We start from the raw sequence: 18,891 nt of genomic DNA on the forward strand, positions 1-18,891 counted from the left end.
TCCCGTCACATCATGGCACCCGTCGATAACGCGGAGGTCACCTCAAGGCCGCTGCTCGCGCAAGCTCGACCGCAGCTGCTCGATGCTCTCCTCGGCCAGGCCGGCCCCGGTGAGGTAGGCCCGCACCGAACCGTGCCGCTCGCGCAACTGCGCCAGGAAGGTGCGCATCACCTCGGCCGGAGTGCTCGCCAGGTAGGGCTGCAGCGGGCCCTTGTCCGGCCGGTTCCGGCGCTGCCAGGCCAGGTAGCGCGCCATGCCCTGCTCGGTCAGCTCGTAGTCGGCGGCGATGTCCGCATCGGACACCCCGACCAGCTCCAGCACCAGCGCGACCACCACACCGGTGCGGTCCCGCCCGCCCCAGCAGTGCACCACCGTCGGACCCTGGCCGGCGGCGATCAGCTCGATGGCGCGGGCGATGTCGGCCGCCGCGTGCTCGGCCGTCTCGTGATAACGCGCCAGCAGGAACGCGACCACCCCCGCCTCCGCGGAGTAGTCCTCCGCCCGCCACACCGGGTTGTTCAGCGGCACGTTGTGCCAGTCCTCGCAACACCAGGCCGGGGCGCGGCCGAAGCGCTCCAGCTCCACCGGGTGCCGCAGGTCGATCACGGTACGCACGCCGAACCGCGCGAACCGCTCGCGGTCGGCCTCGCCCAGCGCGGTCAGGGTGTCCGAGCGGAACAGCACACCCCGGCGCACCTCGGCCCCGTGCGTGGTGGCCAGCCCGCCCACGTCCCGGAAGTTGAACAGCGGACTCTCGAAGTCCACCAGCCGCGAGTACTCCGCCTGTTCGCTCACGCTTCGAGCATCCGTTCGCGCAGGCGCTGCACCCGGTCGCGGTGCAGGCCCGCGCCGACCAGGTATTCGGTCACCGAACCGTGGCGGTAGCGCAGCCCGTGCAGCGTCATCAGCATGGCCTCGGCCGGGGTGTACGTGAAGAACGGCGGCGTGGTCGCGTGGTCCTCGTTCGGGAAGGCCGAGCGCACCCACTGGGTGAACATCGGCGCGCTGCGCTCGGTCAGCGCGTAGTCGGCCGCGATCTGGTCGTCGGGCACGCCGAGCAGGTCCAGGGCCAGCGCGACGATCAGGCCGGTGCGGTCCTTGCCGGCCACGCAGTGCACCACGGTCGGGCCGTGCTGCTCGTCGGTGAGCATGCCCACCACCCGGGCGATGTCGGCCCTGCCGTGGTGGGCCAGCTCCAGGTAACGCTCGGAAAGCCAGCGCGCGACGCCGATCTCCGTGGTGTAGGTCGAGTGGTCCCAGAGCGGGTGCTCCAGGTGGTTGTGCCGCCACACCACCTGCGTCCACTCCGGCACCCGGCCCATCGAGGCGACCTCGGCGGGCCGGCGCAGGTCGATCACGGTGCGGACGCCGAGCGCCGTGAACGCGTCGCGGTCCTCGGCGCCCAGTCTGCTGAGCGTGTCCGACCGGTACACCGTGCGGCGGCGTACGGTGCGGCCGTCGGCGGTGGTCAGCCCACCGAGGTCACGGAAGTTGAAGACGGCGGCGAACGCGATGCTGCGCTCAACGGGCGTGGTGGTCACCCCGATACCGTAATCAAGGTCACGTGGCCGGGTGTAGGCCGACCGCGTCACATCCCGGGCGTGTCAGCCGAGTTGCACGGAACGTTTGGCCAGGCCCATCCAGAAGCCGTCGATCACGGTGCGCTGCGAGGCCAGGTCGTCCTCGCCGGCCCCGAGGGTGACGAACAGCGGTGCGAAGTGCTCGGTGCGCGGGTGCGCCATAGCGCCCGACGGGGCCTTGTGCAGGAAGTCGAGCAGCCCGTCGACGTCACCGGCGTCCAGCGCCTGCCGGCCCCAGTCGTCGAACTCGGCCGACCAGCCCTGCACCGGCGCGTCGAAGCCCAGGTGCAGGTACGGCATCGCGGCGCGCAGGTTGTGGGTGAAGAAACCCGAGCCGATGATGAGCACGCCCTCGTCGCGCAGCGGCGCGAGCCTGCGGCCGATCTCCAGCAGGCGCTGCGGGTCCAGGGTCGGCATGGAGATCTGCAGGACCGGGACGTCGGCCTCGGGGAACATCTCGACCAGCGGCACGTACGCGCCGTGGTCCAGGCCCCGGTCCGGCACGTCGGCCACCGGCGTCTGCGGTCCGCGCAGCAGCGCCCGCACCTTCGCGGCCAGCTCGGGCGCGCCCGGCGCCGGGTACTTCACCTCGTAGTAGTGCTGCGCGAAGCCGCCGAAGTCGTAGTAGAGCGGGACCGTGGTGGTCGCGCCGACGGCCAGCGGGGCGTTCTCCCAGTGCGCGGAGACGACCAGGATCGCGGTGGGGCGGGGCAGGCCGCTCGACCAGTCCGCCAGCTGCCGGGTCCACAGCGGGTCGTCGGCCAGCGGAGGAGCGCCATGGCTGAGGTAGAGCGTGGGCATGCGGGTGCTCATACCGACCAGAATACTTGACCATTCAACTAACGTCGAGTGGCCGCCCTCACCCTGACATGCGGAAAGCCCGGCGGGACGTCTCCCGCCGGGCTCCCTTCCGGGTAAAGCCTCGGCCGGCCCCCGGCCGCAACTCTTGAAGAGTTGCGGCGTCAGGGGCCGTCGGAAGGCGCGACTCTTCAAGAGTTGCGCCAGGTGGTCGTCAGGCCGCGAGGGCGGCCTCGGCGTCGAGGGTGACGGCGGCGGCGTGGATGACCGCGGCGATGCGCAGGGCCTCGTGCACGGCCTCGCGGCCGACGCCGGTGCCGATCAGCGTCTTCTCGTGCGACTCCAGGCAGACGCCGCAGCCGGTGATGGCCGAGACGGCCAGGCTCCACAGCTCGAAGTCGGCCTTGTCGACACCCGGGTTGCCGATGATCTGCATGCGCAGCCGGGCCGGCAGCGACTGGTACGCGTCGTCGCCGATCAGGTGCTTGGACCGGTAGTACACGTTGTTCATCGCCATGATCGACGCCGCGCCCTTGGCCGCCTCGATCGCCTCGGGCTTGAGGTGATCGGCCGCCTCGGCTGCGATCTCCCGCAGCACGAACCCGTTGCGAGCGGCGAACGCGCAGGCCAGAGCGGTGCCCCAGAGCTGCTGCGCGGTCAGCGGCGAGGTGCCCAGCACGGCGCCGAGGTTGAGCTTGGTGTCCCGGGCGTACGCCGGCAGCGCCGCCTTGATCGCCTCGATGCCCATCAGGCCGCGGCCAGCAGCTTGCCGGCGTCGAGGGTCTCGCCGCCCTTGTTCCAGTTGCACGGGCACAGCTCGTCGGTCTGCAGGGCGTCGAGCACCCGCAGCACCTCGGCGACGTTGCGGCCGACCGAGCCGGCGGTGACCATCACGAACTGGATCTCATTGTTCGGGTCCACGATGAACGTCGCGCGCTGCGGCACGCCGTCCTCGCCCAGCACGCCCGCCGCCTCGGTCAGCTCGCGCTTGACGTCGGCCAGCATCGGGAAGGGCAGCTCGCGCAGGTCGGGGTGGTTCTTGCGCCAGGCGTGGTGCACGAACTCGTTGTCGACCGACCAGCCCAGCACCTGCGCGTCCCGGTCGGCGAACTCGCCGTTGAGCCGGCCGAACTCGGCGATCTCGGTGGGACATACGAAAGTGAAGTCCTTGGGCCAGGAGAACAGCACCCGCCACTTGCCCTCGTAGGTCTTGTTGGTGATCGTCTCGAACGCCTTGTCGGCGTCCAGCGAGACGCAGGCCGTGAGTTCGTAGGCGGGGAAGTGATCGCCGACGGTGAGCAAAGCAGGTACCTCCTGAACGGTCTTTCTTGAGCCGTTCAAGATTAGGCAGGGCGTGACGACGCGGCGATTACCGGATAATGACATTGTGGCGACCGACACGGGGCCGTCCCGGTGCACCGCGGCGCAGGTCATCGACGTGATCCAGTGCCCGGAGCGCGACACGGCATCTCGAAATGCGGGAGCCTGCTGGTCTGAGGGCCGCAGAAGTGGGACGCTACCGAGCGTGATCCGCCTCGTACTGATTATTGGCACCTAGCGCGCCGGCCGCACCTGGGCAACCAGGCCCCTCGCCGACGCGCAGACCTCCCGCGACCGCGGGGGGTCTTTTGTTTTGCAGCTCCTTCCCGGTTTCACGGTCGGCGCCCCGCAGGCGGGCGCCCGCACAGGAGGTCACACGACATGCAGATCTTCGACACCACGCTGCGCGACGGCGCCCAGCGCGAGGGCATCACCTACTCGGTAGCTGACAAACTCGCGGTGGCGCGCCTGCTCGATCAGTTCGGGGTCGGGTTCATCGAGGGCGGGTGGCCAGGGGCGGTGCCCAAGGACACCGAGTTCTTCGAACGGGCCAGGACCGAGCTGGAGCTGAAGAACGCGCTGCTGGTGGCGTTCGGCTCGACTCGCAAGGCGGGCGTCGCGGCGGCCGAGGACGCGCAGCTCGCGGGCCTGCTCGCGGCGCAGACGCCGGTGGTCTGCCTGGTCGCCAAGTCCGATGTGCGCCACGTCGAGCGGGCGCTGCGCACCACCCGCGAGGAGAACCTCGCCATGGTCGCCGACAGCGTGACCCACCTGCGCTCGCACGGCCGCCGCGTCTTCGTCGACTGCGAGCACTTCTTCGACGGCTTCCGCTTCGACCCCGACTACACCGCCTCGGTGGTGCGTACCGCGCTGGACGCGGGCGCGGAGCGGGTCGTGCTCTGCGACACCAACGGCGGCATGCTGCCCTCGCAGGTGGGCGCCGCCATCGCCGACCTGGTCGCGCGGCTGGGCGTCTCGCCGGAGCTGTTCGGCATGCACGCGCAGAACGACACCGCGTGCGCCGTCGCCAACACCATCGCCGCGGTGGAGGCGGGCGTACGCCACGTGCAGGGCACCGCCAACGGCTACGGGGAACGCCCCGGCAACGCCGACATCTTCGCCGTGGTGGCGAACCTGCAGCTCAAGCTGGGCATGACCGTCCTACCGGACGGCTGCCTCGAACAGATGGCGCACGTCTCGCACGCCATCGCCGAGATCGCCAACATCGCACCCGACTCCCACCAGGCCTACGTCGGGTCCGCGGCCTTCGCCCACAAGGCGGGACTGCACGCGAGCGCGATCAAAGTCGACCCGGCCCTCTACAACCACGTGGACCCGGCCGTGGTCGGCAACGACATGACGATCCTCGTCACCGAGATGGCCGGCCGGGCCAGCATCGAGCTCAAGAGCCGCGAGCTCGGGCTGGACCTGGCCGGCCATCCCGACACGCTGTCCAAGGTGACGCACCGGGTGAAGGAGCTGGAGGCGGCCGGCTGGTCCTTCGAGGCCGCCGACGCGTCCTTCGAGCTGCTGGTGCGCCAGTCCCTGGGGGAGCAGACGACCCCGTTCACGCTGGAGTCGTACCGGGTGATCGTCGAGCACCGCGAGGACGGCGCGGTGGTCAGCGAGGCGACCGTGAAGCTGCGGGTGCGCGGCGAGCGGGTGATCGCCACCGCGGAGGGCAACGGCCCGGTGAACGCGCTGGACCAGGCGCTGCGCCAGGCGCTGGAGCGGCACTTCCCGCAGCTGTCCGGGCTGGAGCTGGCCGACTACAAGGTGCGCATCCTGGCCGGCTCGCACGGCACCGACGCGGTGACGCGGGTGCTGGTGGAGACGGTGGACGTCGACGGGCGCGACTGGACCACGGTCGGCGTGCACGAGAACGTGGTGGAGGCGAGCTGGCGGGCCCTGGTCGACGCGCTGGCGTACGGCGTGGCCGCCGCGGGCGGGGACCGCAAGGTGCGCTCGCGCCGCTGATCCTGTGCGGAACGTCCGCGCTCGGTGACGGCCCGTTGCGTGAATTTTCGGAAGGATACTACGTAGTAACTGCAAGACATGCAAGTTCTTGACATCGACAGACGTGGTTGGCACAGTGCCTGGCATGTCTCGTCGCTTCCCTCGCAACGCCTTCATCCGGGCGTTCACCGTGCTGGTGATGGCGGCCATCGGATCGGTGGCCGCCATCACCGTCGGCGCGTCCCCCGCGTACGCCGACGGCTGCTACACCTGGGGCCGTTCGCTGTCCTCGGGCATGTCCGGAGAGGACGTCCGCCAGTTGCAGATCCGCGTCGCGGGCTGGCCTGGCTACAACAACACCATCGTCATCGACGGCATCTTCGGCGCGGAGACCCGGGACGCGGTGGTCCGCTTCCAGCAGGCGTACGGCCTCGGTGCGGACGGCATCGCCGGCCCGCTGACCTTCAACAAGATCTACGCCCTGCAGGACGACGACTGCACCCCGATCCACTTCAGCTACGCCGAGCTGAACAAGTGCAACACCACCTGGGCCGGCGGCGCTGTCTCGGCCGCCACCGCCAAGGCCAACGCGCTGCGGGCCATGTGGCGCCTGGAGGCGCTGCGCCACGCCCTCGGCGACCAGGCCCTGCGGGTCACCTCCGGCTTCCGCAGCACCGCCTGCAACACCGCCGCGGGCGGCGTCTCCGGCAGCCGCCACCTCTACGGCGACGGCGTCGACCTCGGCTCGGGGCCGCTCTCCCTCTGCGCCATCGGCCGGCAGGCCCGCTACCACGGCTTCACCGGAATCCTCGGCCCCGGCTACCCCGACCACTCCGACCACATCCACACCGACGCCCGCAGCGGCACCCTCTGGTCCGCCTCCCAGTGCTTCTGACCTGACCCACCCCGAGCAAAGGAAGGGCACCTTCACATCGCTATGCGTTGTAGAAGGTGCCCTTCCCATCGCCCCCTGGGGTCCCTGGTGGCGGTTCGGGGGAGGGCCCGGGGTCGCCGGGTGACGGTAGGCTGCGGCGGCAACGCACTCTGGCGGCCCGGCCGCGTCCGACGTGGAGGCACCCCGTGAGCGACAACCCGTACCGGGCACCGAGCCCGCCCGCTCCGCCCGAACCGCCCGCGACGGAGGCGCCCGCCGTCGCCGCGTGGTCCCACCCCTCGCTGGACATCCCGCCCCCGGTCCGGCGACCCGTGCAGGCCCGGCTGGTGTGGCGCGGCATCTTCACGATGCTGGGCGCGCACGCGCTGACCATGGTCGTCGGCGTCGTCGCGGGGCTGCTCTTCGGGCAGCAGAACGACTACGGCCCGGCCGGCGAGGGCAGCGACGAGTCCGTCTTCATGCTGGTCGGCGTCTTCGGGCAGTTCATTCTCGGCATCGTCGCCCTGGTCATGGGCATCGGCGGCGTCGTCGGCAAGGACGGCGGCAAGGGCGCGGGCATCCTCATCGGCTGGGTCGCCGGCATCCCGGCCAGCCTGATCGCCGGCATCGCCCTCACGATCACCCTCGCCAACGCCTGACCAACCGCCCTCGCTCGCCCGCCCCGGGGCTGCCCCGCGCTGCCTCGGGCCGCCTGGATTGATCATGAACTTGTGGCACCGACACGCCGTCGAACCGTGCCATAAGTTCATGATCAACGCGGATGGGGTGGGTGGGTGGGTCAGGTGGTGGCGGGGGCGACGGTGAGGGTGCCGGTGTCGGCGTCGAGGGTGGCGTGGGTGCCGAGGGGGACGGCGGTGTGCTGGGCGCCGTGACCGATGGGGAGGCCGCCGAGGACGGGTAGGTCCAGGTCGAGCAGGCGGTCGGTGAGGACGTCGGCGATGGTGACCGGCCAGGCGTCCGCGCAGTCGGTGAACTGGCCGACGGCGATGCCCGCGACGCCGTCGAGCGCGCCGCTGCGGCGCAGGTGGGTGAGCATCCGGTCGACGCGGTACGGGTACTCGCCGACGTCCTCGATGAGCAGGATCGCGCCGGTCAGGTCCGGCAGGTGCGGGGTGCCCAGGGTGCTGACCAGCAGCGACAGGTTGCCGCCGAGCAGGGTGCCTTCGGCGTGGCCGGAGGTGCGCACCCGGTGGGTGTCCTCGGCCGGGTCGGCGGCCACCGCGACCGGCTCCCCGCTCATCAGCGCGTGCCGCGCGCCGAGCGCGGTCGGCGAGTCCGCGCCCTTGTCGAACTGCGCCGCGACCGGCCCGTGCACGGTGGCCAGGCGCGCGCCGCGCCACAGGGCCAGGTGCAGCGCGGTGATGTCGGAGAACCCCATGACCAGCTTCGGGTCACGGCGTACGGCGTCCAGGTCGACGCGGTCGGTGATGCGCTGCGCGCCGTAGCCGCCGCGGGTGCACAGCACGGCGCGCACCTGCGGGTCGCCGAGCGCGTCGTTGAGGTCGCCGAGGCGCTGGTCGTCGGTGCCGCCGAAGTAGCCGTGCCGGGCCAGCACGTGCGGGTACACCCGGGGCGCCAGGCCCCAGCCGGTGAGCACGGACACCGCCGCCTCGACGCGCTCGGCGGGCACCGGCCCCGAGGGCGACACCAGCGCGACCGTGTCGCCGGGCCGGAGGGTCGCGGGGTGCAGGGTGGCCGTCATGGCCGCAGAGCCTAACGCCGCGCACGGAACCTTCACAAAGCCCACACCTAGTTGACCATGAAAACGTATAGCATCCCGCGCATGAAACGGTTCCTTCTGCGCGCGCTGCCCTGGGTCCTGGCGCTGCCGGCGGCGGTGTGGGCCGTGTTCCGGGTCGCGGGCTGGGACGACCGGTATCCGATGGCGCAGTTGATGGCGTTCACCCCGTACGTCGCCGCGGGTTCCCTGGTGCCGCTGGCGGCGCTGCTGCTGTGGCGGCGCTGGGCGGCCGCCGGTCTGGCCGCGGTGACCGCCGTGGCGCTGGCCGTGGTGGTGCTGCCGCGCTGGTTCGCCGACGGCGACCCGATGGCCGGGGCGGCGGGCGCGTCGCTGCGGGTGCTGAGCGCGAACGTGCTGGTCGGCTCGGCGGGCCCGGCCGAGCTGGTGGGCCTGGTCCGGGCGCACCGGGTGGACGTGCTGGCGCTGCAGGAGGTGACACCGGAGTTCCTGGCCGCGGCGGACGCGGCGGGGATGAGCGGCGAGCTGCCGTACCGGGTGGACTATGCGGTCCCCGGGGTGGAGGGGTCGGCGCTGCTGTCCCGGTTCCCGCTGCGCGACGACGGGGTGCGGGTCAACCCCGGCGGATTCCGGCAGGCGCGGGCCGAGGTGTCGGTGCCGGGCGGGGGCACCGTGCTGGTCGAGTCGGCGCACCCGCTGGCGCCCTGGGCCGACTTCGTGACCCCGCTGTGGGTACGCGGCTTCGAGGGGCAGCCGCGGGCCACGCCGGAAGGGCCGGTGCGCGTGCTGCTCGGCGACTTCAACGCGACCCTCGACCACCACCTGCTGCGCGACCTGATCGACTCGGGTTACCGGGACGCGGCCGACGTGCTGGGCCGCGGCTTCACCGGGACCTGGGGGCCGTACGACGGGGACCCGCTCCCGCCGGTGACGCTGGACCGGGTGCTGGCCGACCGGCGGGTGGGCGTCAAGGACTTCCAGGTGCTGGAGCTGCCGGGCAGCGACCACCGGCCGGTGTACGCCGAGCTGGTCCTGCCGTAGCGAAAGCCACTGTTTGAGCGGACGCTCAAGCCTGCTAGGCTGACGTTTGATCGACCGCTCAAATATGTGGCACGGGCCGTGTTTCCTGGAGACACCGTCCTGACCCGACACTGCCGCGCATCGGGCATCTGTTTTGTCAGACCGGTGCGAGAAAGTCTGGCCGTCCCGCGAGTCGGGGACGCGACAGTACGGGCGGTGCCGGCCACATTGGCAACGGGGGGTGGCCGGCACCGCCCGCTTTCGTGTGCGCAGCACGTCGCGGGCCCGGGAAACGAGGGGAGCGGCATGTCCGACACGAAGCAGCGGTTGCTCGACGGAGCCATGGACACGCTGCGCAAACAGGGGATCGCGGGGGTGTCCGCGCGCAACATCGCGGGCGCGGCCGGGGTCAACCAGGCGCTGATCTTCTACCACTACGGCAGCGTGGACGACCTGCTGGTGGCGGCGTGCACGGCCGCGACCGGCGCGCGTGTCGAGGCGTACCGGGAACGCTTCGCGACCGTGGGCTCGCTGCGCGAGCTGCTCGACGTCGGCCGCGCGCTGCACGAGGAGGAGCGCGACCTGGGCAACGTCGCGGTGCTCGCGCAGATGCTGGCGGGCGCGCAGCACGACGAGAAGCTCGCCCGGGTGACCGCCGAGACGCTGGGCATGTGGACCGCCGAGATCGAGTCGGTGCTGCGCCGTGTGCTGGCGGGTTCGCCGTTCGCCGAGATGGCCGACGTGCCGGGGCTGGCCGCCGCGATCTCCGCCTCGTTCGTCGGGCTGGAGCTGTACGAGGGCGTGGACCGCCCCGGGGCGCAGCGCGCGATGGCCGCGCTGGAACAGCTCGGCACGCTGATGGAGGTCGTCGAGGAGCTGGGGCCGGTGGCCCGGCGGGCGCTGCGAAGCAAGATCAATAAAGCGGCGGCCCGGCGGTCCTGAGCAAGCCGGCCGAGCGGTTTCACCGGACAGCGGCCGGTGGCACGGCTCGTCTAGCATCGCGCCCGTGAACGGACGGCTGGCGGGGGAGACCGGGCGGCAGGCCTGGTGGCGCAGGCATCGGCGCACCGTGGCGGGCATCGCGCTGCTCGGGATCGGGGTCGGGTTGTTCACGGCATACCTGCGGGGCGGCTCGGCGCAGATCATGCCGCCCGCGCCCGGGGCGGTCTGCCCGCTGCTGCGGGCCGAGCTGCTCGACCTGCTCGTGCCTGGCCGCAGCGTGAGCACGCTGGAGAACGACCGGAACGACGAGACGCTGTCGGCCTGGTGCATCGTCCAGCGACCCGAGGACGACGGCGAGGACGCCTCGCTGATGGTGGGCGTGATCAACGTGGGCCGGGCCGAGGGCGAGGACCCGGTGACCCGGGCGCGGCGGCACTTCAACCGCCAGTTCGCGGCCAACCGCGAACGCTTCCCGCTGGACGGCCTCGGCGAGCAGGCCGGGTACTGGTCCGAACTCGGCCCCGCCGGGCGGATCTACCTGACCGTGCGCGTGGGCGCGCGGCTGGTGCACGTGCAGTACCGCAACACCATGGTCGGTCCGGAGCGCAGCCGGGAGGCGGCCGTGCTGGCCGCGCGGGAGGTGCTGGCGAAGCTGTGAGAAACGACGATCTGGTGGACGACCTCGTCGCGGGCCGCGGCGGGGCGGTCAGTCACCTGCTGCAGGAGCTGCGGCCGGAGCCGAACTGGCTGATCCGGTGGGCGGTGGCGATCGCCGTGATGGTCGCCTGCGGGCTGGCCGGACACCACGGCAGCGGCCTGCTGCTGGAGCTGTCCACCCGGCTGGAGCTCGCCTGGTCCGGCTCGTCCTGGCAGGCCCCGCCGCAGCCGGACCTGCCGGCCGCGCCGTTCGGCCACCCGGTGCCCTGACCGCGGGCAGGCTTCGCGCCCGGTTGGGCCTCTGGTGCCCGGACCGCGGGCAGGCTTCGCGTCCAGCGCGGGGTGCCTCGGGCAGCCTGGGCGCTGACCTGGGGCGGGCGACGCTGGGCCGCTGACCGGCGCTGCCGCGGCCGGGCTAACCTCGTCAGCGTGGCGACCGCACTGGTGATCGAGAACGACCCGACCGACGACCTGCGCCGGCTCGGCGACTGGCTGACCGAGGCCGGGCTGGAGCTGACCGTCCTGCGCCCGCACGCCGGCGACGCGCTGCCCGACGACCTCGACGGGTACGCCGCGTTCGTGGTGCTGGGCGGCGAGCAGGACGCGTTCCCCAAGGACGGGGTGCCCGGCGCGCCGTGGTTCCCGAAGCTGGAGTCGCTGCTGCGCAAGGCGGTCAAGAACCGGGTGCCGACGCTGGGCGTCTGCCTCGGCGGGCAGCTGCTGGCACAGGCGCACGACGGCACCGTCGAGCGCTCCACCAGCGGGCCGGAGATCGGCGCGCGCCTGGTCGCGCGGCGGGACGTGGCCGAGGCCGACCCGCTGTGGTGGGCGGTGCCGTTCGCGCCCGACGTGATCCAGTACCACTTCGACGAGATCACCGAGCTGCCCATCGGCGCGACCCTGCTGGCCGCCTCGCCGCGCTACCCGCACCAGGCGTTCCGGGTCGGCGACCGGGCCTGGGGCACCCAGTTCCACATCGAGTGCGACGTCGACATGTTCGCCGGCTGGGTGGAGAACAACCGCGAGTGGATGACCGAGCAGGGCTGGCAGCCCGACGGGCTGATCGCCGGCGTCGAGGCGACCCAGGAGGACGTGGCCGAGGTGTGGCAGCCGTTCGCCCGGCGCTTCGCCGAGCTGGCCCTGGGCACGCTGCCCGAGGCGGGCCGCCGGGAACTGCCGCTGCTGAGCTGAGCCGCCGCGCCGTGGCTTCTGCGCCCGGGCGCGCGCCGATAACCTGAGCGGGTGGCGGGAATCGGGCGGTTGGCACGGTACGGCTTCACGCTGTCGGCGACCGGCCCCGACCCGGCCGTGCTGCTGGGCGGGACCGGGCTGAACCTGTGGGACGCGGCCGCGCAGCGGCCCGTCGACGAGGAGAGCGCGCTCGTCCTGGAGCAGCTCGGCCGCGCCGCCGATCCCGACCTGGCGCTGCGCCAGCTGCACCGCATCGCCGAGCGCGACGCCGGACCCGACAAGGGTGTGCTGGAGCGGCTCGGCGCCGACGAGGACCTGCGCATCCGGCTGATCACGGTGCTCGGGGCGTCGTCCGCGCTGGGCGACCAGATCGCCGCGCAGGCCGGGCAGTGGAAGGTGCTCACGCACACCGTGCCGCCGCGCTACGAGGTGCACAGCGGGCTGGCCGACGTGCCGTCGCTGCGGGCCGGCTACCAGCGCGGGCTGCTGCGCATCGCGGCCGGCGACCTGGCCGACGGGGTCGACGTCGAGACGACGATGGCCGAGGTGACCGCGCTGGCCGACGCGACGCTGCGGGCGGCGTACCGGATCGCGCTGGGCCGGGTCGGCGACCAGCGGCCCCGGCTGGCCGTCATCGCGATGGGCAAGTGCGGCGGGGACGAGCTGAACTACGTCTCGGACGTCGACGTCATCTTCGTCGCGGCCGAGGACGAGGACCTCGCCGCGGGCACCACCGTCGCCGCGGCGCTGATGGAGATCTGCGGCCACGTGGCCTGGCCGGTCGACGCCGCGCTGCGGCCGGAGGGCGGGCGCGGTCCGCTGGTGCGCACCCTGGCCAGCCACCTCGTCTACTACCAGCGCTGGGCCCGCACCTGGGAGTTCCAGGCGCTGCTCAAGGCCCGCCCGGTCGCCGGCGACGCCGGGGTCGGCAAGGCCTGGCTGGCCTCGTTGCAGCCGCTGATCTGGCACGCCGCCGAGCGGCCGGAGGCGGTCGAGGACGTGCGCGCGATGCGGCGGCGCATCATCGACCAGGTGCCGCGGGCCGAGATCGAGCGGGAGATCAAACGCGGACCGGGCGGGCTGCGCGACATCGAGTTCGCGGTGCAGCTGCTGCAGCTGGTGCACGGGCGCGGCGACGAGACGCTGCGTTCGGGCAACACGCTCAACGCGCTGCGGGCGCTGGTCGCGGGCGGTTACGTGGGCCGCGGCGACGGGGAGGCGCTCAGCGCCGCGTACCGCTTCCTGCGCAACGTCGAGCACCGGCTGCAGCTGCAGCGGCTGCGGCGTACGCACACCGTGCCGGCCGACGACGGCCAGGCCGGCACCCTGGCGCTGCGCTGGCTGGCGCGCGCGATGAACTACAAGCGCGAGGAGCCGTCGCTGGGCACCGGCCGGGGCCGCGAGGGCGGCGGGCTGGACCCGATCGCGGCGTTCCGCGCCGACTGGGTCACCCACGCCGCCGAGGTCCGCCGGCTGCACGCCAAGCTGCTCTACCGGCCGCTGCTGGCCGCCGTGGCCAAGGTCCCCGCCGACGGCCTGTCGCTGCGCGCCGACGCCGCCCGCAAGCGCCTGGAGCTGCTCGGCTACGCCGACCCGGCGGGCGCGCTGCGGCACATCGAGGCGCTGACCTCAGGCGTGTCCCGGACCGCCGCGATCCAGCGCACCCTGCTGCCGGTGCTGCTGGCCGAGTTCGCCGACGCGCCCAATCCCGACGCCGGCCTGCTGGCCTACCGGCAGGTGTCCGACACGCTCGGCACCACCCCCTGGTATCTGCGCCTGCTGCGCGACGAGGGCCCGGTGGCGCTGCGGCTGGCCCGGGTGCTGGACAGCTCGCGCTACCTGACCGACCTGCTCTCCCGCGACCCGGAGGCGCTGCGGCTGCTGGCCGACGACACCGAGCTCGCCCCGCGCACCCGGCAGTCGCTGCTGGACGGCACGGCCGCCGCCGCCGGGCGGCACGCCGACCCGCGCGCGGCGGTGGCTGCGGTGCGGGCGATGCGCCGCCGCGAGCTGTTCCGCATCGGCAGCGCGGACCTGCTCTCCGGGGCGGGCGAGCTCGCCCCGGCCAAACCGGTCGGCATCACCGAGGTCGGGCAGGGGCTCGCCGACCTCACCGACGCCACCATCGCGGCCGCGCTCGCGGTGGCCCGGCAGGCCGCGGGCGCCCCGGACGAGCTGCGCTTCGCCGTGATCGGCATGGGCCGGCTGGGCGGTGCCGAGACCAGCTATCCGAGCGACGCCGACGTGCTGTTCGTGTACCAGCCCGCGCCTGGGATGAAAGATGACGAGGCCAACGGCGTCGCGCTGGCGATCGCGGAGCAGCTGCGCACGCTGCTGTCCGCGCCCGCGCCCGACCCGCCGCTGGGCATCGACGCCGACCTGCGCCCCGAGGGCCGGCAGGGTCCGCTGGTCCGCAGCCTCGCCGCGTACCAGCGCTACTACGCGACCTGGTCGCAGGTGTGGGAGGCGCAGGCGCTGCTGCGGGCCCGGCCCGTCGCCGGGGACGCCGGGCTGGCCGCCGAGTTCACCGCGCTCGTCGACCCGGTGCGCTACCCGGTCGACGGGCTGCGGCGGGAGCAGATCGTGGAGATCCGCCGGATCAAGGCCCGGGTGGAGAACGAGCGGCTGCCCCGGGGCGCGGACCCGCTCACCCACACCAAGCTGGGGCGCGGCGGCATCGCCGACGTCGAGTGGACGGTGCAGCTGTGGCAGCTGCGGCACGGGCACGAGGTGGCGGGGCTGCGCTCCACGCGCACCCTCGACGCGCTCGCGGCGGCGCACGCGGCCGGGATCGTATCGGTCGAGGACGCCGAGGTGCTGGCCACGGCGTGGACGCTGTGCTCGCGGGTGCGCAACGCGCTGACGCTGATCCGCGGCCGGGCCGTCGACCAGCTGCCCCGGCACGGCGTCGAGCTGGCCGGGGTGGCCCGCCTGCTGGGCGGCGGCGACCCGGGCGGGTTCCTGGACGAGTACCTCAAGGTCACCCGCCGGGCCCGCGCCGCCGTCGAGCGGCTGTTCCTGGCCTGACCGCCCGCGTGTCATCGACGCCGGCCCATCACGTCGAAAATGATCTACCGCCAGTCGATGTCATAGGCCAATGTCGATGCGGGCGGGGGTGGGTGGCGCGGAGACCGTCAGCCCTGCGTGTGTACGGCGCGCGCGAGGGCTCGGCGTGCCCAGGGAGCTTTCATGGTCATGTCGTACTGTGATCGCGTGACGCTCTACGTGGTCGGTGACGTGCACGGGCATCTCACGCCGCTGACCCAGGCGCTGCGGGTGACCGGCCTGCTCGACGCGCAGGGCGCGTGGTCCGGTGGCGACGCGCGGCTGTGGTTCCTCGGCGACCTGACCGACCGCGGCCCGGACGGCATCGGCGTGATCGACCTGATCCGCCGGCTGCAGGGCGAGGCCGCCGCGGCCGGCGGCGAGGTCGGCTGCGTCATCGGCAACCACGACATGCTGCTGTACGGCAGCCGCTTCGTCCCGCAGTCGCCGGTGACCGAGGTGCGCACCATCGTGCAGGTGTGGGCGCTCAACGGCGGCCAGGAGCACGACCTGGAGGGCCTGAACGAGCAGCGGGCCGCCTGGCTGGCCGACCTGCCGGCGGTGGCGCTGGTGGACGACCACCTGCTGCTGCACGCCGACACCCTGGCCTACCTGGAGTTCGGGCCGACCGTCGACGAGATCAACGCCGCGGTGCGCACCATCATGCGCGAGCGCGACGAGCAGACCTTCGGCCGCAACACCCGGCTGCTGTTCCGCCGGTTCGAGTTCCTGGAGCACAACGACGGCGTCGCCAACGCCCGCCTGCTGCTGGACAGGCTGGGCGGCCGGCAGATCGTGCACGGCCACTCGACCATCCCGGAGACCTTCGGCGTCGCCCCGACCGCGGTACGCGGGCCGGTCACCTACGCCGACGGGCTGGCCATGGCCGTGGACACCGGCATCTCGCTGGGCGCGCCCTGCATCGTCGTCTCGCTCACGCCCGCCGCCGCCTGACGTCGGCGGCGTCCGGTGAGGCCGGACGAGCCGCAGGGGGTGCCCGCGGCGTGTCGCGGTGGCCTAGGCTGGCTCCCCGTGACGTGGGGGATGGCGCGGCCGGCGGACCTGTCCCGGCGGGCGTGGTCGGTGGACGTCGGGCTGACCCTGACAGGCCGGGACTACCCGAGATCATTCGAGTTGCCCGGCACCTGTGCGAATGTGTCGTCAAGATACGCACAGGTGCCAGGCAACTCCGATGATCAAGGCTTTACGGCTTGAGGATCTGCGTGTTCGTCGCTTCCTTCTCGATCGTCGCCTGGGCGAAGCGGAACGGCAGGGTCTGGCCGGTACGCCACAGTTCGAACTGGTCGGCGTAGTTGTCGTGGAACGCGTGGCCGGAGTTGCCGGTCAGCTGGATCCAGCGGGAGTCGTCCAGGTCGGCCAGGTTCACGATCATGCGCATGGACGGCACCGCGTCGACCTCGTACCCCTGCCCGGCGCTCCAGCCCGTGGCGTTGACGATCGCGTCGCCGCCGGAGACGCCGACGGTGTCCCGGTTGAACAGCCACTCGATCGGGCCGATGCCGGACTCGCCGAACGTCGCGTGGGTCGGGGTGAGGGTGTGCATGTCGCCCCAGCGCCACTGCTTCGGGTCCTCGCCCTGCGCCTCGGACAGCTCCTGCACCGCCGCCGACATGGCCTGGGCCAGCATGTCGTCCCGCTTCTCGACGGCGGGCGTGCCCTTGTTGTCCCACCACTTGTCGTCGGGCTTGGCCAGCAGCGCGCGGACCACCTCGAACCAGCGGTCCCCGCCGTCGGCGGCGTAGTCCTCGCCCAGCTCGTCGAAGGTCAGGCCGAGCAGGTTCTTCCAGACCGCGTTGTAGTACGCGGCCGCGGCCGAGTCCTCGCCCTGCTGGAAGTCCCAGTCGACGAGCAGCGCGTCGGCGTTCTTCTCGACCTGCGACGGGGCCTGCCGAGGGGCCTTCTGCAGGGCCGGGATCAGCGTCGGGGCGAAGCCGTTGCGGTTGTCGAACTGCTGCTTCTGCACGTCGTCCAGCGTGATCTTCCCGCCGGCCGCGCCGAGCATGTCGTAGATGCGCTGGCTGCGGTAGCCGTAGCTCCAGTCGTCGGTCAGGTGCTGCTGGTACTGGTCGCCGATGACGGCCTGGTTGGCGGTGACCACGTAGCCGCGCTCGGGGTTGAGCACGTTCGGCAGCTCGTCGAACGGGATGAAGCCGGTCCAGTCGTACGCCGGGTCCCAGCCGGGCGCGAACCACTTGCCGTCGCCCTTGCCGCGCACCGGGATACGCCCCGGCGACTGGTAACCGATGTTACCCTCGACGTCGGCGTAGACGATGTTCTGCGCGGGCACCTCGAACAGCGCGGCCGCGGCCCGGAACTCGTCCCAGTCGCCCGCCTTGTTGATGGCGAACACGGCGTCGCCGGTGCGGCCCGGGTCGAGCGCGGTCCAGCGCATCGCGATCGCGTACTGCCCGCCGAGCTTCTTCAGGCTCTCGCTGGCGTCCGACAGCAGCGGGCCGTGCTTGCTGGTGCGCACCGTGATGGTGACGTCGGAGCCACCGGCGACCTTGAGCACCTCCTGGCGCGTGGCCAGCGGCTCCCAGGTCTCGCCGACCTTCACCTTGTCGCCCTCGACCTGCTCCAGGTACATGTCGATGACGTCGGGGTCGAGGTTGGTGAAGCCCCAGGCGATCTTCGCGTTGTGGCCGATGACCACGCCGGGCACGCCGGAGAAGGTGAAGCCCGCGACGTCGGTGCCGCACTCGCAGTGCAGGCCCATCTGGTACCAGATGCCGGGCTGGCTCGGGCTCAGGTGCGGGTCGTTGGCCAGGATCGGCTTGCCGGTGGCGGTCAGCTTGCCGCTGATCACCCACGAGTTGGAGCCGATGCCGTCGCCGTCGGCGTTGCCCATCAGGCCGGGCAGCCCGGCCAGCGCGTCGGCCATGTCGTTCAGGCCGTCGGCCGCCAGCGCCGCCAGGGGCGTGGCCGGCGGGGGGACCGATGCGGCCGGGGCGGTCGCCTTGGCGTCGAACGCGCCGTTCACGATCGCGCCGCCGGTGACGATCGGCAGGTTGCGGTCGATCGGGTACGCCGGGTAGAGCTGGTCCACCTGCTCCTTGCTCAGGCCCTCGGCCTGCAGCGCGGCGCGGCGGATCTCGGCCTCCATGTTGCCGCGCAGGTCCCAGGCCATCGCCTTGAGCCAGGCCAGGCTGTCCACCGGCGACCAGCGCTCGATGACGTAGTCGGAGTTCTGCAGGCCGAGGATGCCGTACTCCAGGCTCAGCGCGCCCGACGCGGCGAACCCGTCACCGTCTTTGTCGGTGTTGGCGGCCAGCCACGCGTTCACGCCCTCGGCGTACGCCTCCAGCCCCTTGCGGGACTCCGGCGTCAGCAGCGCCACCTCCTGCTCGGCGACCCGGCGCCAGCCCATGGTGCGCAGGTACTTGTCCGTCTCCAGCTGCGACTCGCCGAACAGCTCGGAGACCCGGCCGGCGGTGACGTGGCGGCGGAAGTCCATCTCCCAGAACCGGTCCTGGGCGTGCACGAAGCCCTGGGCGCGGTACAGGTCGTCGCTGGTCTTGGCGTAGATCTGGGGGATGCCGTGGCTGTCGCGGCGCACGGTCACCGGCGCGGCGAGCCCGGTCAGGGTGAGCTCGCCGTCGAGAGTCGGCAGGGCGCGGCGCACCGACCAGACGGCCAGCCCGGCGACGAGGACGGCCAGCACCGTCACGACGCCCAGCAGCCAGAACGCGGTCTTACGCAGGCGGCGGAGCCAAAGGCGTGGGGGGTTCACGTTGGCGGAGTCTACGCACATGTTGTGACCCGCGTTA

17 protein-coding genes are annotated in these 18,891 nt (G+C 72.5%); 10 read left to right on the forward strand and 7 right to left on the reverse strand.

The genetic code is table 11. The features are described from left to right. Nucleotides 1–42: 42 nt before the first annotated feature. The 5 genes from Cco03nite_RS00275 to Cco03nite_RS00295 form a co-directional block, all read right to left on the reverse strand. A complete protein-coding gene (locus Cco03nite_RS00275; RefSeq protein ID WP_203687839.1) occupies nt 43–795 on the reverse strand; it encodes a tyrosine-protein phosphatase in 753 nt (250 codons plus the stop codon). Next, nucleotides 792–1,541 carry a tyrosine-protein phosphatase gene (locus tag Cco03nite_RS00280; RefSeq protein WP_203687840.1) on the reverse strand — a complete coding sequence of 250 codons (750 nt, stop codon included), beginning with the start codon at nt 1,539–1,541 and terminating at the stop codon, nt 792–794. The genes Cco03nite_RS00275 and Cco03nite_RS00280 overlap by 4 nt, the downstream gene beginning before the upstream one ends. 63 nt (nt 1,542–1,604) lie before the next feature. Beyond that, nucleotides 1,605–2,393, reverse strand: a complete 789-nt coding sequence (locus tag Cco03nite_RS00285; protein WP_239167005.1) for a dioxygenase family protein — start codon at nt 2,391–2,393, stop codon at nt 1,605–1,607. A 199-nt stretch (nt 2,394–2,592) separates the two neighbouring features. Next, nucleotides 2,593–3,126, reverse strand: coding sequence for an alkylhydroperoxidase, AhpD family (gene ahpD, locus Cco03nite_RS00290; RefSeq protein WP_203687841.1), 534 nt, complete (start codon nt 3,124–3,126; stop codon nt 2,593–2,595). Then, entirely contained in the window at nt 3,126–3,680 is a 555-nt protein-coding gene (locus tag Cco03nite_RS00295; RefSeq protein WP_191842283.1) for a peroxiredoxin, read from the reverse strand. The genes ahpD and Cco03nite_RS00295 overlap by 1 nt, the downstream gene beginning before the upstream one ends. A 399-nt stretch (nt 3,681–4,079) precedes the next feature. On the opposite strand from Cco03nite_RS00295, the gene cimA reads away from it, so the two are divergent. From cimA to Cco03nite_RS00310, 3 genes are all read left to right on the forward strand, one after another. Further along, complete coding sequence (gene cimA / locus Cco03nite_RS00300; protein ID WP_203687842.1) at nt 4,080–5,675, forward strand: citramalate synthase; 1,596 nt, start codon at nt 4,080–4,082, stop codon at nt 5,673–5,675. Nucleotides 5,676–5,799: 124 nt separating this feature from the next. Continuing rightward, entirely contained in the window at nt 5,800–6,549 is a 750-nt protein-coding gene (locus Cco03nite_RS00305; protein ID WP_203687843.1) for a D-Ala-D-Ala carboxypeptidase family metallohydrolase, read from the forward strand. 185 nt (nt 6,550–6,734) lie between these two features. Beyond that, entirely contained in the window at nt 6,735–7,187 is a 453-nt protein-coding gene (locus tag Cco03nite_RS00310) for a hypothetical protein (RefSeq protein WP_203687844.1), read from the forward strand. Nucleotides 7,188–7,327: 140 nt separating this feature from the next. Here Cco03nite_RS00310 and Cco03nite_RS00315 read toward each other — a convergent pair whose 3' ends face one another. Beyond that, nucleotides 7,328–8,251, reverse strand: a complete 924-nt coding sequence (locus Cco03nite_RS00315) for a S66 peptidase family protein (RefSeq protein WP_203687845.1) — start codon at nt 8,249–8,251, stop codon at nt 7,328–7,330. An 81-nt stretch (nt 8,252–8,332) separates the two neighbouring features. On the opposite strand from Cco03nite_RS00315, the gene Cco03nite_RS00320 reads away from it, so the two are divergent. The 7 genes from Cco03nite_RS00320 to Cco03nite_RS00350 all read left to right on the forward strand — a co-directional run bounded on the left by Cco03nite_RS00320 (nt 8,333) and on the right by Cco03nite_RS00350 (nt 16,057). Then, nucleotides 8,333–9,289 carry an endonuclease/exonuclease/phosphatase family protein gene (locus tag Cco03nite_RS00320; RefSeq protein ID WP_203687846.1) on the forward strand — a complete coding sequence of 319 codons (957 nt, stop codon included), beginning with the start codon at nt 8,333–8,335 and terminating at the stop codon, nt 9,287–9,289. Between the two features lie 285 nt (nt 9,290–9,574). Next, the gene (locus Cco03nite_RS00325) at nt 9,575–10,210 is read left to right on the forward strand and encodes a TetR/AcrR family transcriptional regulator (RefSeq protein WP_203687847.1); all 636 of its coding nucleotides are present in this window, start codon (nt 9,575–9,577) and stop codon (nt 10,208–10,210) included. Nucleotides 10,211–10,274: 64 nt separating this feature from the next. Further along, nucleotides 10,275–10,868 carry a hypothetical protein gene (locus Cco03nite_RS00330; RefSeq protein ID WP_203687848.1) on the forward strand — a complete coding sequence of 198 codons (594 nt, stop codon included), beginning with the start codon at nt 10,275–10,277 and terminating at the stop codon, nt 10,866–10,868. Continuing rightward, nucleotides 10,865–11,137, forward strand: a complete 273-nt coding sequence (locus tag Cco03nite_RS00335; RefSeq protein WP_203687849.1) for a hypothetical protein — start codon at nt 10,865–10,867, stop codon at nt 11,135–11,137. Before Cco03nite_RS00330 ends, Cco03nite_RS00335 begins: the two co-directional genes overlap by 4 nt. Before the next feature lie 159 nt (nt 11,138–11,296). Beyond that, the gene (locus tag Cco03nite_RS00340) at nt 11,297–12,058 is read left to right on the forward strand and encodes a type 1 glutamine amidotransferase (RefSeq protein ID WP_203687850.1); all 762 of its coding nucleotides are present in this window, start codon (nt 11,297–11,299) and stop codon (nt 12,056–12,058) included. A 51-nt stretch (nt 12,059–12,109) separates the two neighbouring features. Continuing rightward, nucleotides 12,110–15,085, forward strand: a complete 2,976-nt coding sequence (locus tag Cco03nite_RS00345; RefSeq protein WP_203687851.1) for a bifunctional [glutamine synthetase] adenylyltransferase/[glutamine synthetase]-adenylyl-L-tyrosine phosphorylase — start codon at nt 12,110–12,112, stop codon at nt 15,083–15,085. Nucleotides 15,086–15,271: 186 nt separating this feature from the next. Further along, nucleotides 15,272–16,057: a metallophosphoesterase gene (locus Cco03nite_RS00350; protein ID WP_203687852.1), complete on the forward strand. Its 786-nt coding sequence runs from the start codon at nt 15,272–15,274 to the stop codon at nt 16,055–16,057. A gap of 250 nt (nt 16,058–16,307) precedes the next feature. On the opposite strand, the gene Cco03nite_RS00355 is transcribed toward Cco03nite_RS00350, so the two are convergent. Next, nucleotides 16,308–18,854 carry a penicillin acylase family protein gene (locus Cco03nite_RS00355; RefSeq protein WP_203687853.1) on the reverse strand — a complete coding sequence of 849 codons (2,547 nt, stop codon included), beginning with the start codon at nt 18,852–18,854 and terminating at the stop codon, nt 16,308–16,310. Nucleotides 18,855–18,891: the final 37 nt, after the last annotated feature.

This window comes from Catellatospora coxensis, assembly GCF_016862635.1.
In the GTDB taxonomy this organism is placed as follows: Bacteria; Actinomycetota; Actinomycetes; order Mycobacteriales; family Micromonosporaceae; genus Catellatospora; species Catellatospora coxensis.

Bases quoted from the DNA above. Each gene is read 5' to 3' on its own strand.
- Cco03nite_RS00305 (WP_203687843.1), top strand. From the start codon at position 5,800: ATGTCTCGTCGCTTCCCTCGCAACGCCTTCATCCGGGCGTTCACCGTG.
- Cco03nite_RS00315 (WP_203687845.1), bottom strand. From the start codon at position 8,251: ATGACGGCCACCCTGCACCCCGCGACCCTCCGGCCCGGCGACACGGTC.
- cimA (WP_203687842.1), top strand. From the start codon at position 4,080: ATGCAGATCTTCGACACCACGCTGCGCGACGGCGCCCAGCGCGAGGGC.
- ahpD (WP_203687841.1), bottom strand. From the start codon at position 3,126: ATGGGCATCGAGGCGATCAAGGCGGCGCTGCCGGCGTACGCCCGGGAC.
- Cco03nite_RS00320 (WP_203687846.1), top strand. From the start codon at position 8,333: ATGAAACGGTTCCTTCTGCGCGCGCTGCCCTGGGTCCTGGCGCTGCCG.
- Cco03nite_RS00285 (WP_239167005.1), bottom strand. From the start codon at position 2,393: ATGAGCACCCGCATGCCCACGCTCTACCTCAGCCATGGCGCTCCTCCG.
- Cco03nite_RS00325 (WP_203687847.1), top strand. From the start codon at position 9,575: ATGTCCGACACGAAGCAGCGGTTGCTCGACGGAGCCATGGACACGCTG.